Origin of the sequence: Streptomyces melanosporofaciens, from assembly GCF_900105695.1 — a bacterium.
GTDB classification, from domain to species: domain Bacteria; phylum Actinomycetota; class Actinomycetes; order Streptomycetales; family Streptomycetaceae; genus Streptomyces; species Streptomyces antimycoticus.
In genome coordinates this window covers 2,793,516-2,810,417 of record NZ_FNST01000002.1, presented here as the reverse complement: position 1 = coordinate 2,810,417, position 16,902 = coordinate 2,793,516, and the positions used below count along the sequence as shown (strand labels likewise).

Below are 16,902 nucleotides of genomic sequence, written 5' to 3'. Positions count from 1 at the left end.
CGCGGTAGGCTGCGCCGATGCGGCCCTGCCGCCGACAGTGAACCGATCGTGAATATTGGCCATCCGGACAGCACACGCCCTGTTGAGGCCCTCTCGACCCTGATATGAGCTGTCGTGGCGCGTTCTGATCCTGCGCCGATGGCCATATGCATAGGGGAGTGACGAGGGATGACGGCCGGCAACAACGGCTCGGGCACACCGGAGAACGACGACCCGTTCGCCTACCTGTACCGCTCGGAAGGCGACCAGGGGGACCAGGGCGGTCAGTCGGGTCAGCCGGGTGCCGCCCCCCGCGCCGGTGGCTACGGCTACCCGGGTCCGGCCCAGCCAGGGGTTCCGCGCACCTCCTACAACCAGGTCCGTGCGGTGGGCGAGCGCAACTACGGCCAGCAGATCCCGAACCAGCAGCCGCAGGGGTACGGCCAGCAGGGCGGCTACGGCCGGCAGAACGCCCACTACGCCGCCCCCGAGACCCTGCCCGGCGGGGCACCCCGCCAGCCCGGTGCGGACGCCCCGCGCGGCGGCCATGGGGGAGGCGGCCGCGGCCCCAACAACAGGGGGCTGCTGATCGGTGCGATCGCCGTGGTCGCGGTGGTCATCGTGGGCATCGGCGTCGCCATGATCACCAACGGTGACGACAAGAAGGACGACCAGGCCGATCCGACGAACCAGCCCACGGCGGGCTCCAGCGTCGGGCCCGGCGAGTCCTCCGGGCCGTCCAGGGCCCCGGACGAGAACCTGCCCAGCGAGGACGCCGCCAAGATGCGGCTGACCGGCGGCGCGGCCCCCGCGAGCGCCATCAAGGGCGCCAAGGCCGACGGCGGCTCCTACGTCGGCGTCAACGCCCCGGGCGCGTCCGCGACCTGGAGCGTGGACGTGGCCAAGGCGAAGTCGTACCGGCTGTACGTCACGTACGGCGTGCCCGGCGAGGACCAGAGCATGTCGCTGACGATCAACGGCAAGAAGGAGGCGCGGCCGCTCAACATGAAGAACTTCGCGGGCGCGCCGAAGGGTGACTTCGAGAAGGGCTGGACGGAGACCTGGTCGATCGTCCAGCTCAGCAAGGGCACCAACACGATCACCGTGTCGTGTGAGAACGGCGACAAGTGCAACGCCAACATCGACCAGATGTGGCTGGCCAAGGCCAAGGGCTAGGCCGGGGCGACCGCCAAGGGCCGGGGCCCCGGAGCGGCTGCGGGGCTTCCGGGCGTGCGGCGCCGTTCACGGCGGCCTCGCGCCGCCGTGGGCCTCACGCCGCCGCCGGGTGCTCCGTCACCTCGACGCCCGCCAGCACCTCGTCGTAGACCGCCCGGTCGAACTCGCCCGCCACCGGGGCCCGTACGGCCGCCGCCGACAGGGCCACCGCGCGGGCGAGCCGGTCCGGCCACGGCGCCTCCTCGACCAGCCCGGACAGCAGCCCCGCGACCGCCGCGTCCCCGGCCCCGGTCGGATTGCCCGCCAGCCGGCGCGGCGGGGCGGCGCGCCAGGCGCCGTGGGCGGTGACCGCGAGCATGCCGTGGGGGCCGAGCGAGGCGGCCACCGCGCGCGCCCCGCGCCGCCGGGCGTCGCGCGCGGCGCGCAGCGGGTCGGTGGAGCCGGTGAGCCCGGCGAGCTCATCGATGTTGGGCTTGACGAGATGGGGGCGGGCGGCGATGCCCCGGCGCAGCGGTTCGCCGCTGGTGTCCAGCAGGGTGGGCACGCCCGCCGCATGCGCCTCCCGGATGAGCTGGGCGTACGTCCCGACCGGGACCCCGGGTGGCAGGCTGCCGCACAGCGCGACCGCCGACGCCTCGCGCAGCAGCCGGCCGTAAGCGTCCATGAAGGTGGACCACTCGGGGGTGGTGACGATCGGGCCGGGCTCGTTGAGCTGGGTGGTGTCGCCCGTGGTGGCGTCCACGACGCCGATGGTGCGCCGGGTGGTGCCGGCGATCGGGACCAGTGCGTCGGTGATCGTTCCGCGAGGTGCCTTGGGGCCGGTGCCGGGCACGGCGATTGCGCCGAGCAGTTGCCGCAGCACCGCGCCGGTGACCCCGCCGACGAAGCCGGTGACGACCGTGTCGTGGCCCAGGGCGGCCAGCACCCGGGCCACGTTGAGGCCCTTGCCGCCGGGCCGTTCGGTGACCTCGGTGACGCGGTGGGTGGCGTGTGGACGCAGTTCCGGCACCCGGTAGGTGACGTCGAGGGCGGTGTTGAGCGTGACCGTGAGGATCACCCTGGCATCCCCTCTCCCGTCCCCCCGCCGGACGGAGATTCCTGTGCTGAACGCGACTGTGTGCCGAGCCGTACCTACCCGTGCCTGGGCCCGCGCCCGTACCCGTGCCCGAGCGCGTGCCCGTACCTGAGCCCGTACTCGTGCCCGTACCTGAGCCCGTACTCGTGCCCGTACCTGAGCCCGTACTCGTGCCCGTGCCCGTGCCCGTGCCCGTGCCCGAGCGATCATGCCAAAGCGAGTGGCTTCGGCCCAGACCTCCGTGCCGTTCCGGACACCGTCATCGCCCCCTGAAATCAGGGCACTTCAGCCCAGTTCGGGATGGACCACCCAGCCGCCCCGGCGCATCACGCCCCGCAACCGGAAGTCGTCGTCGAGCACGACGAGATCCGCGTCCTTGCCCGCCTCGAGCGAGCCCACCCGGTCGGCGATGCCCAGCAGCCGGGCGGGGGTCGCGGACAGCGCCCTTACGGTCTGCTCCATGCTGAGTCCGTCGATCGTGACGGCCCGCCGGAAGGCCCGGTCCAGGGTGAGGGTGGAGCCCGCGATGGAGCCGGCCGTCGGCCCGTCGCTGATCCGCGCGACGCCGTCCTTGACCTCGACCTCCATGGGGCCGAGCGGATAGCGCCCGTCGTTCATGCCCGCCGCGCCCATCGCGTCGGTGATGAAGGCGACCCGGTCCGCGCCCGCCCGGTGGAACGCCAGCTCCAGCATGGCGGGGTGCAGATGGGTGCCGTCGTTGATCAGCTCGATGGTGACCCGCTCGTCCTCCAGCAGCGCGGCGATCGGGCCGGGGGCGCGGTGCAGCAGCGACGGCATCGCGTTGAACAGGTGGGTCGCCACGGTCGCGCCCGCCTCGACGGCCTCCCGCGTCGCCTCGTACGTCGAGTCGGTGTGACCGACGGCCGCGAGGACGCCGCTGTCGGCCAGCAGCCGTACGGACTCCAGCCCGCCCGGCAGTTCGGGGGCGAGCGTCATCATCCGCGCGGTGCCCCGCGCCGCGTCCACCAGCTTGCGCACATCCGCCGGATCGGGCGCGCGCAGCAGCGAGGGCTGGTGGGCGCCGCAGCGGTGGGGGGAGATGAACGGCCCCTCGAAGTGGATGCCCGCCAACTCGCCCTGCTCCACCAGCTCCGAGAGGACGGCGGCCTGCCGGGCGAGGTCGTCCAGGTCGCCGGTGACGGTGGAGGCGAGCATCGTGGTGGTGCCGTGCAGCCGGTGCGTACGGATGGCGGTCAGCGACTCCTCGGGGGTGCCCGCCGAGAACGAGGCACCGCCGCCGCCGTGCACATGCAGGTCCACGAAGCCGGGGACGATCCAGCGGCCCGGCAGGTCGAGCGCCTCCACCGCCTCCTCGCCCCGGCCGGACGCGGGATCGGCCGACGGTCCCGCCGCGGTGATGCGCGTGCCCTCGACCGTCACCCGCCCGTTGTCGACCACGCCTCCCGGCAGGACCACCCGGGCGCCTGTGAGAACCGTTCGCTGGACCATCAGGCGGTTACCTCCGTGGAGAGTCGATCCCAGGCGAGCAGACCCGCGCCCAGGCAGCCGGCGGTGTCCCCGAGGGCCGCCGGGACGATACGGGGAAGCTGCTGGAAGGTGAGCCGCTCCTCGACCGCGGTGCGCAGCGGCGCGAACAGGGTCTCCCCGGCCTCGGCCAGCCCACCGCCGACGATCAGCACACCGGGGTCCAGCAGGGTGAGGCCGGTCACCAGACCGTCGGCGAGCGCGCTCACCATCTCCCCCCACACGGCCACGGCCCTCGGATCCCCGGACCGGACGGACTTGGCGCAGTCGGCGGCGTCGGCCGCCGGATCGCCGCTCGCACCGGCCCAGGCGCGGCCCACCGCCGCCGCCGAGGCGAGCGTCTCCAGGCAGCCGGACTGCCCGCAGCCGCAGGCGGGGCCGCCCGGCCGGACGACGATATGGCCGATCTCGCCGGAGGAACCGTGCGCTCCGGGGTCGATCCGCCCGTCGATGCCAATGGCGCCCGCGATGCCGGTGCCGACGGAGACGAACAGGAAGCGCCGTGCGCCCTCGCCCGCTCCTATCCGCCCCTCGGCCAGTCCGCCCATCCGGACGTCGTGCCCGAGCGCGACCGGGATCCCGCCCAGCCGCTCGGTGAGCAGCGCGCGCAGCGGGACGTCGCTCCAGCCGAGGTTGGCGGCGAAGACGGCCACCCCGCGGTCCTCGTCCAGGACCCCGGGCACGCCGACCCCCGCGGCCACCGGGGGTTCGCCGAACCGCCGCTCGCCGATCTCGCGCAGCTCGGCGGCGAAGTCGAGGATCGCGGCGACGACCGCCTCGGGTCCGCGCTCCCGCTCGGTGGGCCTCCGGGCCTCGTGGAGGAGTGTGGTGTCCGCCCCGATCAGGGCGGCCTTCATACCGGTGCCGCCCACATCCAGGGCGATGACGTGTTTCACATGGAACAGTCTCGCGCGATCCACCATGAGAGGTCTAGTCCACTCGCCGCTTCTCGTCAGGAGATCACGCCGTTGCCGGTAAGGGAGTTGGTATGAACCTGCCCTTCCGTTTGTGAGTGGGTGACACATCGCACTTTGGCGTGTAACAACCTGCTCACCTGGGCAAGTGGACCGCCGATATCGAAGCGATATGCCCATGGTGTAGACCTTGTGGAGGTTTGCAAGGCAGACTCGCTCGCCTCGGGGGAGGACCCTGGAGGATGAAACAAGCCATAGGGTGGGAAAACAGCGGTGCAGCGGCGACGGTTCTTGGGTCTGACAACGGCGGGTGTCGCGGCGGTGACGACGGCACCCGGGCTCACGGCCTGTGGCAGCGGCAGCTCCGGCTCGGACGGTGACACCACGTTGAAGGTGGTCGCGGCCGACTACGGCGACAGCACCGCCAACAGCTCCCAGAAGTACTGGAACAAGCTGGCCCGGGCCTTCGAGGCCAAGAACAGCGGGATCAAGGTCGACGTCAAGGTCTATAGCTGGACCGAAGTGGACCGGCGCGTCGCCGACATGGTCAAGAGCGGTCAGGCCCCGGATATCGCGCAGATCGGCGCGTACGCCGACTACGCCGCGCAGGGCAAGCTCTACCGCGCCGACGAGATGCTCGCCATCCCCACCCAGGCCGGTTTCATCACCTCGATCGCCCATGCGGGCGAGGTGCGGCGGGTGCAGTACGGGGTGCCGTTCGTGGCCAGCGCCCGGCTGCTCTTCTACAACAAGAAGCTCTTCGACCAGGCCGGTATATCCTCCGCCCCCACCAGCTGGGACGAGCTCAAGGAGGCGGCCGCCCAGCTCAAGGCCGGCGGGGTGAAGATCCCGTACGCGCTGCCGCTCGGCCCCGAGGAGTGCCAGGCCGAGACCATGATGTGGATGCTCAGCGGCGGTGGCGGCTACACCGACACCAACGGCAGCTACACCATCGACTCCTCCGAGAACATCGAGACCTTCGAATGGCTGCGGGACGAACTGGTCGGCGCGGACGTCACCGGCCCCGGATCCCCGGCCCGCACCAACCGGCAGGACGCCTTCGACGCCTTCACCCGGGGCGAGGTGGGCATGCTCAACGGCCACCCGACCCTGATGCAGCAGGCGTCCGGCCACGGCATCGACTACGGCACCGCGCCCCTGCCCGGCCGCAGGGGCAAGTCCCCGTCGACGATGGGCGTCGCCGACTGGCTGATGGCCTTCAAGCACAACGGCCACCGCACGCAGATCGGGAAGTTCCTCGACTTCGTCTACACCGAGAAGAACGTGCTGGACTTCGTCACCGAGTACGACCTGCTGCCGGTGACCACCGCCGTCGAGCAGACGATGCTCGGCGACCGTGAGTACAAGCGGCTGTGGCGGTTCCTCGACGAGCTGGAGAGCGCCGAGTTCTACCCGGCCGACAAGACCTCCTGGGCGGAGGTCAGCAAGCTGATCAAGCAGAAGATCGGCTCGACGGTGGCCAAGGGCGGCGACCCGACGAGCGTGCTGGGCCAGATCCAGCGCGAGGCCGACGCCATGGAGAATGCGGGGGCATGACAGTGGACACGCCCGGCCCCGGCCCTTCCGAAGACCCCGCAGACCGGGAGCGGGATGAGGGCCCGGAGGCTGGGCTGTCCGACCGCGACCAGGCCGTGCTCGCCGTGGAGCGCCGCGGCTGGCCGGGCCCGGGCGCCAAGGAGCGGGCGATACGGGAGCGGCTGGGCATCTCCCCGACCCGCTACTACCAGCTGCTGAACGCGCTGTTGGACGACCCCAGGGCCCTGGAGCACGACCCGGTGACCGTCAACCGGCTGCGGCGGGTCAGGGACGAGCGCCGCGAACGGCGCTGAGGCGATACCTCCCCGGGCCGGTCACCGGTGGGACGCCCGAGCCGTTCACCGGTGGGGCGCGCCCGAGCCGTTCACCGGTGGGACGCCCGGGGGAGGCCCGTGGTGCCGCCGGGGCCGGTAGGGTCACCGCCATGGGCAGCGCTATGGGCAGTCACCCCCTCCCCGTACCTACCACCGCCGCCGGTCGCGAGGGCCTCGCCGCCCTCCTCGAACGGCCCGGCCGCGCCGTTGTCGGACTGGACTTCGACGGCACCCTCGCCGAGATCGTCCCCGACCCCGACCAGGCCCGCGCCCACCCCGGCGCCGTCCCCGCGCTCTCCCGGCTGGCCCCGCGGCTGCGCTCCGTCGCGGTGGTCACCGGCCGTCCGGCCGAGGTCGCCGTCCGGTACGGCGGCTTCGCCGGGGCCGAGGGGCTGGACGGGCTCGTCGTCCTCGGCCTCTACGGCGCCGAGCGCTGGGACGCGGTGAGCGGCGCCGTCCAGGCACCCGAACCGCACCCCGGCGTCGCCGCCGTCCAGGCCGATCTCCCCGCCGTCCTCGAGGAGTACGGCGCCGCGCAGGGCACCTGGATCGAGGACAAGGGCCGCGCCGTCGCCGTCCACACCCGCCGTGCCGAGGACCCGCAGGCCACGTTCGAGCTGCTGCGCGCGCCGCTGCACGCCCTGGCCGAGCGCCAGGGGCTGATCGTCGAGCCGGGCCGGCTGGTGCTGGAGCTGCGGCCGCCGGGCATGGACAAGGGTGTCGCGCTCACGGAGTACGCACGGCGCACGGGCGCGGAAGCCGTGCTCTACGCGGGCGACGACCTGGGCGACCTGGCCGCGTTCGCGGCGGTGGAGCGGCTGCGCGAGGAGGGGGTGCCGGGGGTACTGGTGTGCAGCGGCAGCACGGAGGTGACCGAACTCGCCCAGCGGGCCGACCTGGTGGTCGACGGTCCGGCGGGGGTGGTGGGGCTGCTGTCGTCCCTGGCCGACGCGGTCGGCGGCGCCCACGCCTCGTAGCGCCCTACAGCGCCCGCAACTGCGCCAGGAACCATGCCTGGGGCGGCAGCGCGGTCGCGGCGGCGGCGAGTCGCTTCGTACGGTCCGCGCGCTCGCCGTCGCTCATGCGCAGCGCCTCGTCCAGCGCCCGGGCCGTGGCCTCCACGTCGTACGGGTTCACCACCAGCGCGTCGTCGCCCAGCTCGGCGTGGGCCCCCGCCTCCCGCGACAGCACCAGCGCACATCCCCGCTCGGAGACCACCGGGACCTCCTTGGCCACCAGGTTCATCCCGTCCCGGATGGGGTTGACCAGCGCCACGTCCGCCAGTCGGTAGGCCGCGAGCGACCGTGCGAAGTCGTCCTTCACATGCAGGGCGACCGGGGTCCAGCCCTCCGTGCCGTATTCGGCGTTGATCTCGTCCGCGATCCGCCGCACCCGCTCGGTGTAGTCGCGGTAGACCGCGAGGTCCTGGCGCGAGGGGTAGGCGAAGGCCACGTGCACCACGCGCTCCCGCCACTCGGGGTGGGTCTCCAGCAGCCGCCGGTAGGCCAGCAGCCCGCGCACGATGTTCTTGGACAGCTCGGTGCGGTCCACCCGGACGATCGACTTCCGGTCCGGCCCGATCTGGGCCCGCAGACTGGTCAGCCGTTCGTCCACATCCGCCTGCCGCGACCGCTGCCGCAGGAAGTCCGCGTCCGCGCCCAGGCCATGGACGCCCAGCCGGGTCTCCCGCCCCTCGAAGCGCACGGCCGTGGCCGCGCCGTCGCCGTCCCGGACGATCTCCGCGCCCAGCACGGCCGCGCAGCAGTCGGCGAAGGCCCCGGCCCAGCGCTCGGTGAGGAACGCGGCGCGGTCGCCGCCGAGGATGCCGCGCAGCACACCCGCCGCCACGTCGTCCGGAAGCAGCCGGTAGTAGTCCGGCGGGGCCCAGGGGGTGTGCGAGAAGTGACCGATCCGCAGATCGGGGCGGCGCTCGCGGAGCATCGCGGGCACCAGCGCCAGGTGGTAGTCCTGCACCAGGACGACGGCCTCGTCCACCGCCTCCTCGGCGAGCGCGTCCGCGAAGGCCGCGTTATAGGCCTCGTAGGCCGCCCACTGGTCGGCGAACTCCGCGTCGAAGACCGGCTCGACCGGGGTCTGGTAGAGCAGATGGTGGATGAACCACAGCACCGAATTGGCGATGCCGTTGTACGCGGCGGCGAAGACATCCGGTGCGATGTCGAGCATCCGCACCTGCTGGCCGCCGGTGTCACCGGGGTTCAGATGGCTGTCCCCGGCGCGCCGGGCGGCCTCGCGGTCACCCTCCCCGAGCGCCGCGCAAACCCACACCGCGTTGGCGTCGGGGCCGATGGCGCTGAGGCCGGAGACCAGCCCGCCACCGCCGCGCCGGGCGGTGAGCGAGCCGTCCTCGCCCAGGGTGTACGAGACCGGACCGCGGTTGGACGCGACCAGGATCGGAGCGGTGCGCGGAACTGCCATGTCGCGAGCCTAGCCAGCCGGGACCCCGCGCAAACGTACGTACGGTTTCTTGCCCCGTAGGCGGTATGGGGCGGCCTGTTTCCGCCCGTAGGGGCTATCGCGTGCTACCCCCGGGTGTCACGCCGCGCGCCGCTCCGCGTACTCCGGTATCTCGATCATCGGCGGCCGCTCCTCGGTGTCCACGTCCGTGGTGCGCGGCTCGAAGCCGGTCTCGCCCCGGTCGAACTGGGTCAGCCGCGGCCGCACCAAATGGCCCCGGGCCAGCCGCAGCTGCGCGGTGCGGTAGATCGCGGCCGCCATCCGGCCGAGCGCCAGCCCGTCCTGGTGACGGTGTTTGCGCACCCCGATGTCCACCTGGCCGAGCGCGTCGAGGCCCACCGTGTGCAGCGCGTCGACCAGCAGCCCCAGCTCGACCCCGTAGCCGACCGGGAAGGGCAGCCGCTCCAGCAGCGTGCGGCGGGCCGCGTACTCACCGCCCAGCGGCTGGACGAATCCGGCCAGCTGGGGCCAGTGCAGATTCAGCAGCGGGCGGGCGACCAGCTCGGTGACCCGGCCGCCCTGGCCCGCCACGTCACCGAGCGGGCGGTCGTACATGCCCTTCACCAGCTGCAGCGCGGGGTCGGTCAGCAGCGGACCGACGATCCCCGAGACAAAGCGCGGATCGAATTCCCGCAGGTCGGCGTCGATGAAGCAGATGATGTCGCCGCGCGTGGCCAGCAGGGACCGCCACAGCACCTCGCCCTTGCCGGGCAGCGCGGGCAGCCGGGGCAGCAGTGAGTCGCGGGGGACGACGGTGGCGCCCGCCGCCGCGGCGACCTCGGCGGTGCGGTCCGTCGAGCCGGAGTCCAGCACCACCAGCTCGTCCACCAGCGGCGCCGCCTCGCTCATCAGCTCCCGGCGGATCGTCGCGGCGATCTCGCCGACCGTGGCCTCCTCGTTCAGGGCGGGCAGGACCACGCTCAGGGTCGTCGCCGCGCCCCGCTTCGCGTCCAGCAGGCGGTCCAGCGGCCGGTCGTCGGCCGACCAGGAGCGGTGCTTCAGCCAGCGCTCCACCTCTTCCAGCACCTGTGTCTCTCCCTGCCGTGGTCGCTGTGATCCATCTCGCGCTTCGGACGGCTAGCTCAACCGTCCGGGCCTTCGGTTACAGTCTTGAACAACGCACGTGACCGTCGTATGTCGGGGTCGACCTCGGTGTTTACCGAGGAGGCCCGCGATGATGCCGTGCTGACAAACGCCCGGGTCCGCCCGGCGCCATACCGCTCATCCAGAGGGGCAGAGGGAACGGCCCGTTGAAGCCCCGGCAACCCTCCAGCTGATCTCGCATTCCGCAGCGAGGCTCCCAGCTCGGGAAGGTGCCAATTCCGTCTCGTGGCGAAATGCGTCGCGAGGAAGATGAGGAGAAAGGGCCTCGCCATCCATGGCTGTGCAGTCAGTAGAAAGCTCAACCACCTCCTCCGCCCCCGACGCCTCCGGTGCCTTCGGTCCCGCCATCGCATTGTCCTGCCGGGAGTGCGGTGAGCGGTTCGATCTGGGCCCGGTCTTCGCGTGTGAGGTCTGTTTCGGGCCGCTCGAGGTCGCGTACGAGCTGCCGGCCGGCGACCCGGAGGAGCTGCGCCGGCGGATCGAGTCCGGTCCGAACAGCATCTGGCGCTATGCCCCGCTGCTGCCCGTCCCCGCGGACGTGGCGGACCTGCCCAGCCTGCACCCGGGTTTCACCCAGCTGGTCAAGGCCGACAACCTCGCCCGTGAGCTCGGCGTCACCGGTGAGCTGCACATCAAGGACGACTCCGGCAACCCCACCCACTCCTTCAAGGACCGGGTCGTCGCCATCGCCGTCCAGGCCGCCCGCACCTTCGGCTTCACCACCCTCTCCTGCTCCTCCACCGGCAACCTCGCCGGCGCGGTCGGCGCCGCGGCCGCCCGTGCGGGCTTCCGCTCCTGCGTCTTCATCCCGCACGACCTGGAGGCCGGCAAGGTCGTCATGGCCGCGGTCTACGGCGGTGAGCTGGTCGGCATCGAGGGCACCTACGACGACGTCAACCGCTTCTGCAGCGAGCTGATCGGCGACCCGGTCGGCGAGGGCTGGGGCTTCGTCAACGTCAATCTGCGGCCGTACTACGGCGAGGGCTCCAAGACCCTGGCCTACGAGATCTGCGAGCAGCTCGGCTGGCGGCTGCCGGACCAGATCGTCATCCCGATCGCCTCCGGCTCCCAGCTCACCAAGATCGACAAGGGGCTGAAGGAGCTGATCGCGATCGGTCTGGTCGAGGACAAGCCCTACAAGATCTTCGGCGCCCAGGCCGAGGGCTGCTCCCCGGTCTCCGCCGCCTTCAAGGCCGGCCATGACGTCGTCCGGCCGCAGAAGCCGCAGACCATCGCCAAGTCGCTGGCCATCGGCAACCCCGCGGACGGCCCGTACGTCCTGGACATCGCCCGCCGTACGGGCGGCGCGGTGGAGGACGTGAACGACGAGCAGATCGTCGACGCGATCAAGCTGCTCGCCCGCACCGAGGGGATCTTCGCGGAGACCGCGGGCGGGGTGACCGTCGGCGTGACCAAGAAGCTGATCGAGGACGGTCTGCTCGACCCGTCCCTGACGACCGTCGTGCTCAACACCGGCGACGGCCTCAAGACCCTCGACGCGGTGGCCCCCACCACGGGTCCCTCCGCCATCATCCGCCCCACCCTTGACTCGTTCCGAGAGGCTGGTCTCGCATGAGCGTCAACGTCCGAATCCCGACCATCCTGCGCACATACACCGCCGGGCAGGCCGAGGTCCCCGCCGAGGGCGCGACCCTCGCCGAGGTCCTGGCGGACCTGGAGAAGAACCACCAGGGCATCGCGGCCCGCGTCCTGGACGACACCGGCAAGCTCCGCCGCTTCGTCAACGTCTACGTCAACGACGACGACGTCCGCTTCGCCGACGGCCTGGCCACGGCGACCCCGGACGGTGCCGGGATCTCGATCATCCCGGCGGTCGCGGGCGGCTGCTGACCCCGCGTCCACCCTCCTCACCTTTGGCATCGCCCCGTCCGGGGACAACCGGACGGGGCGATTCCGTGTGTGGAATCGCGATACAGTTGCCCGGATTCCCCGATGGCCCCCGGGCCGGAACCACATATGAGAACTCGTCAAGTTGTGCGTAAAGTGTGAGCACGAATTGTCGGGTTGGTTCCCTATGTCCCGCCCGGCTTGCCCGAACTTCACATAATTTCTCACTTTTAACCGTTCGGTCGTGCCCAGAATTCTCGTCCGATTGACCTGTTGCAGAGGGCGTTGGGACGGATACATTCAGCGGCGGTCGACGCGTTCCGGCGCACACCCCCCACATCCGGGGGGTGAGGTCTGACCCGGGTCCGCGGAGTGCGGTCCTGCGCAAGGGCCAGCAATAGGGGAGTTAGGAATGGCTCAGGGCACCGTCAAGTGGTTCAACGCGGAGAAGGGGTACGGCTTCATCGCGGTCGACGGTGGTGCGGACGTGTTCGTCCACTACAGCGCGATCCAGATGGACGGGTACCGCACCCTCGAGGAAGGCCAGCGGGTCGAGTTCGAGATCTCGCAGGGTCAGAAGGGCCCGCAGGCCGACATGGTCCGCGTGGCCGTAGGCTGACGCGCCGACGCGACGCAGCTGAACAGTACAGTCCGAAGGGTCCGTGTCCCGGCCAGGGTGCGGACCCTTCGGCGTGTCCGCGCTGATCATTACGGGGGCTGGTGCAGGGGTGGATGCCCTTCGGGCGCTTGCGCCCACCCGTCACCCGGCCGCCACCCCTCGAGGATGCCCTTCGGGCGCTTGCGCCCACCCGTCACCCGGCCGCCACCCCTCGAGGATGCCCTTCGGGCGCTTGCGCCCACCCGTCACCCGGCCGCCACCCCTCGAGGATGCCCTTCGGGCGCTTGCGCCCACCCGTCACCCGGCCGCCACCCCTCAAGGATGCCCTTCGGGCGCTTGCACTCTATAGGCCCGAGTGCTAATCATTGGCGTTAGCACTCTGACGTTGAGAGTGACAGAAGGACCGGGTCGGTGAGGCCCGCCAGGCCATGCGGGGCAAGGAACCGTACGGCAGGCAGGCCGTCCGTCGCGGGCGCCAGCGCGGTCCGGAGCAATCCACCCCGTCTTGGGAGGACCACTTCACATGGCCAAGATCATCGCGTTCGACGAGGAGGCGCGGCGCGGCCTCGAGCGCGGGATGAACCAGCTCGCCGACGCCGTCAAGGTCACCCTCGGCCCCAAGGGCCGCAACGTCGTCCTCGAGAAGAAGTGGGGCGCCCCCACGATCACCAACGATGGTGTTTCCATCGCCAAGGAGATCGAGCTCGAGGACGCGTACGAGAAGATCGGCGCCGAGCTGGTCAAGGAGGTCGCGAAGAAGACGGACGACGTCGCCGGTGACGGCACGACGACCGCGACCGTCCTCGCCCAGGCGCTGGTCAAGGAGGGCCTGCGCAACGTCGCCGCCGGTGCCAACCCGATGGCGCTCAAGCGGGGTATCGAGAAGGCCGTCGAGGCCGTCTCCGCCCAGCTCCTCGAGCAGGCCAAGGACGTGGAGACCAAGGAGCAGATCGCCTCCACCGCCTCCATCTCCGCCGCCGACACCCAGATCGGTGAGCTCATCGCCGAGGCGATGGACAAGGTCGGCAAGGAAGGTGTCATCACCGTCGAGGAGTCGCAGACCTTCGGGCTCGAGCTCGAGCTCACCGAGGGCATGCGCTTCGACAAGGGTTACATCTCCCCGTACTTCGCGACGGACATGGAGCGTATGGAGTCGTCGCTCGACGACCCGTACATCCTGATCGTCAACTCCAAGATCAGCAGCGTGAAGGACCTCCTCCCGCTGCTCGAGAAGGTCATGCAGTCGGGCAAGCCGCTGCTGATCATCGCCGAGGACGTCGAGGGCGAGGCCCTGGCCACCCTGGTCGTCAACAAGATCCGTGGCACCTTCAAGTCCGTCGCCGTCAAGGCCCCGGGCTTCGGTGACCGCCGTAAGGCCATGCTCGGTGACATCGCCATCCTTACCGGTGGCACCGTCATCTCCGAGGAGGTCGGCCTCAAGCTCGAGAACGCCGGTCTCGATCTGCTCGGCCGCGCCCGCAAGGTCACCGTCACCAAGGACGAGACCACCATCGTGGACGGCGCCGGCGACACCGACCAGGTGCAGGGCCGCGTCAACCAGATCCGCGCCGAGATCGAGTCCTCGGACTCGGACTACGACCGCGAGAAGCTGCAGGAGCGCCTGGCGAAGCTGGCCGGCGGCGTGGCCGTCATCAAGGCCGGTGCCGCCACCGAGGTCGAGCTCAAGGAGCGCAAGCACCGCATCGAGGACGCGGTGCGCAACGCCAAGGCGGCCGTCGAGGAGGGCATCGTCGCCGGTGGTGGCGTGGCCCTGCTGCAGACCGTCTCGGTCTTCGAGAAGCTGGAGCTCGAGGGCGACGAGGCCACCGGTGCCCAGGCCGTGCGCCTGGCCCTGGAGGCCCCGCTGAAGCAGATCGCGGTCAACGCCGGTCTCGAGGGCGGCGTCGTGGTCGAGAAGGTGCGCAACCTGACCCCGGGCCACGGCCTCAACGCCGCGACCGGTGAGTACGTCGACCTGATCGCCGAGGGCATCATCGACCCGGCCAAGGTCACGCGCTCCGCGCTGCAGAACGCCGCGTCGATCGCCGCGCTGTTCCTCACCACCGAGGCCGTCATCGCCGACAAGCCGGAGAAGGCCGCCCCGGCGGGCGCTCCGGGCGGCATGCCGGGCGGTGACATGGACTTCTGATCGACTCGGCGCTTCGTTCGCCGGTCGGTCGTACCGTCCAGGACGTCGGGGCGGCACCCTCTCCCAGGGGTGCCGCCCCGACGGCGTTTTGGGGGCCGGGCCCCGGCTGCGGGAGCAGGCGTATCCGGGGCTTACCGCTTGGCCGCATCGAGGGCGGCGCGCAGATGGCCGTGTGCCTCGGCGAGCAGCTTCTCGGCGGTCGTGGCGTCCACCTCGCCCAGGATGGTGAGGATCGCGTTCTTCACCTCGCCGTCCGTGGCCGCCAGCGCGCTTTCGATCCGCTGGTCGGAGGCGCCGGTCGCCAGGAAGACGATCCTCCGCGAGCGGGCGCGCAGCTTGTCGTTGGAGGCGCGCACATCGACCATCAGATTTCCGAAGGTCTTGCCCAGCCGGATCATGGTGATGGTCGAGATCATGTTGAGCACCAGCTTCTGGGCCGTGCCCGCCTTCAGCCGGGTCGAGCCGGTGAGCAGCTCCGGCCCCACGACGATCTCGATGCCGTGGTCGGCCGCGGCGGCGAGCGCCGAGTCGGCGTTGCAGGACAGTCCGACGGTGAGCGCGCCGAGCCGTCGGCCGTGTTCGACCGCGCCCACGGCGTACGGGGTGCGGCCGGAGGCCGAGACGCCGACCACCGTGTCCTCGGGGCCGACCCCGAGCAGGTCGAGGTCCCGGGCGGCCAGCTCCGCGCTGTCCTCCGCACCCTCGACCGAGGTCACCACGGCGTCCGGGCCGCCCGCGATCACCCCGACGACCTGCTCGGGCCGGGTGTTGAAGGTGGGCGGGCATTCGCTCGCGTCGAGCACCCCGAGCCGTCCGGCGGTGCCCGCACCCGTATAGAGGAGACGGCCGCCACGGGACATCCGCACGGCGATGGCGTCGATGGCGGCGGCGATGCGGGGGAGCTGGAGGGCGACGGCGGCGGGCACGCCGGCGTCCTCCGCGTTCATGATCCGGGCGATCTCGAGGGTGTCGAGCCGGTCGATCTCGGCGAGTTCGGGGCGGAACGCCTCGGTAGTCAGGGTGTCGAGCTGGGCGCGGAGCCGTGTGGAGTCCTGGTCGGCCGCGGAGTCGGTGGGGTCGGCTGCGAAGTCGGCGGAAGTCATGGTGAAGCGGCTCTTTCCGGTACGTCAGGGCGAGGGTGGGGGTGACGGTGACGGGTGGGCGGTCACCGGGCGAAGCGCTGATCGGTGCCCGGCTCAGCGATGCCCGGGGCGCGGGTCGTGGCGGTGCGCGAGGGCCTCGTACGACGCGGAGAGGGCGGGCGCGGCCGATTCGTAGGTCCGCTGGGCGACCCCTATGAACAGGCAGTCCACCACCAGAAGCTGGCTGGTGCGGCTGGACATGGCCGCCGGGCGCAGCTCGCTCTCCCGGGCGGTGGAGGTGGTGAGCACCAGGTCCGCGTACTGCGCGACCTCGCCGTCCGGCCGTCCGGTGATCGCGACGGTGGTGGCGCCGCGCTCGAAGGCCACCCGCAGCGGCTCGATGACGTCCGTCGTACGCCCGGAATGGGTGATCGCGATGGCGACGTCGCCGGAGTGGAGCTGGACCGCGTTGGTGACCGCGAGATGCGGATCGGCGTGAGCATGGGCTATCAGCCCGATACGCAGCAGCTTCTGGACCAGGTCCTGGCCGACGAGGCTGGACGCCCCCACCCCGTACACATCGATCCGGCGGGCCGTGGCCAGCGCCGAGACGGCCGCCTCGACCTGGCTGGTGTCCAGGACGGCCGCGGTGTCGGCCAGACACTGCTGCTCCTCCCGCGCCAGCTTGGTGACCACATCGGCGATCGGATCGTCGACCGCGATGTCCGCGGTGACGGCCGGGGCCCGCCCGGCGGCCTGGTGTGCGGCGAGCGCGGCGAGCGCGATGCGCAGATCGCGGTATCCGGGGTAGCCGAGCAGTCGGGAGGTGCGGACGACGGTGGCCTCGCTGGTGCCGGTCCGCTCGGCGAGCCCGGTGACGGTGAGCGCCGCGCATCCGGCCGGATCCCCCGCCACGGCCTCGGCCACGCGCTGCATGGAGCGGGTCATGGAGGGGCCTAACGTGCGGACCTTCGCGGCGAGGGCGGCCGGAGCGGGCGGGGTGGGATCGGATTGCGGAGGTGGCATGAAAGTTTCCTTCAGGTCGCTGCTCATCCGCGAAAACTATTTCCGGCCATGGGGTCCGTCAACCCTCCGCGCGGTGGT

General features: G+C 71.5%; 15 protein-coding genes and 1 riboswitch. Of the genes, 8 read left to right on the top strand and 7 right to left on the bottom strand.

Going from position 1 to position 16,902, the window contains the following annotated elements; genetic code table 11:
- Nucleotides 1-168: 168 nt before the first annotated feature.
- Nucleotides 169-1,155, top strand: coding sequence for a carbohydrate-binding protein (locus tag BLV72_RS14535; RefSeq protein WP_093462708.1), 987 nt, complete (start codon nt 169-171; stop codon nt 1,153-1,155).
- A gap of 94 nt (nt 1,156-1,249) precedes the next feature.
- Here the strand turns inward: BLV72_RS14535 and BLV72_RS14530 are convergent, their stop codons facing one another.
- From BLV72_RS14530 to BLV72_RS14520, 3 genes are all read right to left on the bottom strand, one after another.
- Nucleotides 1,250-2,212 (bottom strand): 1-phosphofructokinase family hexose kinase, encoded by a 963-nt coding sequence (locus BLV72_RS14530; RefSeq protein WP_093462707.1) that lies wholly within the window; start codon nt 2,210-2,212, stop codon nt 1,250-1,252.
- A 303-nt stretch (nt 2,213-2,515) separates the two neighbouring features.
- Entirely contained in the window at nt 2,516-3,700 is a 1,185-nt protein-coding gene (nagA, locus tag BLV72_RS14525) for an N-acetylglucosamine-6-phosphate deacetylase (protein ID WP_093462705.1), read from the bottom strand.
- Nucleotides 3,700-4,632 carry an ROK family protein gene (locus tag BLV72_RS14520; protein ID WP_093470345.1) on the bottom strand — a complete coding sequence of 311 codons (933 nt, stop codon included), beginning with the start codon at nt 4,630-4,632 and terminating at the stop codon, nt 3,700-3,702. Before BLV72_RS14520 ends, nagA begins: the two co-directional genes overlap by 1 nt.
- 291 nt (nt 4,633-4,923) lie before the next feature.
- Between BLV72_RS14520 and BLV72_RS14515 the strand changes: the two genes are divergently transcribed.
- The 3 genes from BLV72_RS14515 (at nt 4,924) to otsB (ending at nt 7,498) form a co-directional block, all read left to right on the top strand.
- Complete coding sequence (locus BLV72_RS14515; RefSeq protein WP_093462704.1) at nt 4,924-6,207, top strand: extracellular solute-binding protein; 1,284 nt, start codon at nt 4,924-4,926, stop codon at nt 6,205-6,207.
- The gene (locus BLV72_RS14510) at nt 6,204-6,500 is read left to right on the top strand and encodes a DUF3263 domain-containing protein (RefSeq protein ID WP_244320765.1); all 297 of its coding nucleotides are present in this window, start codon (nt 6,204-6,206) and stop codon (nt 6,498-6,500) included. The genes BLV72_RS14515 and BLV72_RS14510 overlap by 4 nt, the downstream gene beginning before the upstream one ends.
- Before the next feature lie 143 nt (nt 6,501-6,643).
- The gene (gene otsB / locus BLV72_RS14505; protein WP_093462703.1) at nt 6,644-7,498 is read left to right on the top strand and encodes a trehalose-phosphatase; all 855 of its coding nucleotides are present in this window, start codon (nt 6,644-6,646) and stop codon (nt 7,496-7,498) included.
- Between the two features lie 4 nt (nt 7,499-7,502).
- Here otsB and BLV72_RS14500 read toward each other — a convergent pair whose 3' ends face one another.
- Together BLV72_RS14500 and BLV72_RS14495 are read right to left on the bottom strand one after the other, a co-directional pair.
- Nucleotides 7,503-8,957: an alpha,alpha-trehalose-phosphate synthase (UDP-forming) gene (locus BLV72_RS14500; RefSeq protein ID WP_093462701.1), complete on the bottom strand. Its 1,455-nt coding sequence runs from the start codon at nt 8,955-8,957 to the stop codon at nt 7,503-7,505.
- A gap of 117 nt (nt 8,958-9,074) precedes the next feature.
- Complete coding sequence (locus BLV72_RS14495) at nt 9,075-10,022, bottom strand: glucosyl-3-phosphoglycerate synthase (RefSeq protein WP_093462700.1); 948 nt, start codon at nt 10,020-10,022, stop codon at nt 9,075-9,077.
- Between the two features lie 192 nt (nt 10,023-10,214).
- A riboswitch (SAM riboswitch) is annotated at nt 10,215-10,356 on the top strand.
- A gap of 18 nt (nt 10,357-10,374) precedes the next feature.
- On the opposite strand from BLV72_RS14495, the gene thrC reads away from it, so the two are divergent.
- The 4 genes from thrC to groL all read left to right on the top strand — a co-directional run bounded on the left by thrC (nt 10,375) and on the right by groL (nt 14,716).
- Entirely contained in the window at nt 10,375-11,676 is a 1,302-nt protein-coding gene (gene thrC / locus BLV72_RS14490) for a threonine synthase (protein WP_093462698.1), read from the top strand.
- Nucleotides 11,673-11,951 carry a MoaD/ThiS family protein gene (locus BLV72_RS14485; RefSeq protein WP_059142722.1) on the top strand — a complete coding sequence of 93 codons (279 nt, stop codon included), beginning with the start codon at nt 11,673-11,675 and terminating at the stop codon, nt 11,949-11,951. Before thrC ends, BLV72_RS14485 begins: the two co-directional genes overlap by 4 nt.
- 409 nt (nt 11,952-12,360) lie before the next feature.
- Entirely contained in the window at nt 12,361-12,567 is a 207-nt protein-coding gene (locus tag BLV72_RS14480) for a cold-shock protein (protein ID WP_009716982.1), read from the top strand.
- 523 nt (nt 12,568-13,090) lie between these two features.
- Nucleotides 13,091-14,716, top strand: a complete 1,626-nt coding sequence (gene groL, locus BLV72_RS14475; protein WP_059142721.1) for a chaperonin GroEL — start codon at nt 13,091-13,093, stop codon at nt 14,714-14,716.
- Between the two features lie 131 nt (nt 14,717-14,847).
- Here the strand turns inward: groL and murQ are convergent, their stop codons facing one another.
- Together murQ and BLV72_RS14465 are read right to left on the bottom strand one after the other, a co-directional pair.
- On the bottom strand, nt 14,848-15,819 hold the full coding sequence (gene murQ, locus BLV72_RS14470; protein WP_093462697.1) for an N-acetylmuramic acid 6-phosphate etherase: 972 nt from the start codon (nt 15,817-15,819) through the stop codon (nt 14,848-14,850).
- A gap of 93 nt (nt 15,820-15,912) precedes the next feature.
- Nucleotides 15,913-16,851, bottom strand: coding sequence for a MurR/RpiR family transcriptional regulator (locus tag BLV72_RS14465; protein WP_093462695.1), 939 nt, complete (start codon nt 16,849-16,851; stop codon nt 15,913-15,915).
- Between the last annotated feature and the right edge of the window lie 51 nt (nt 16,852-16,902).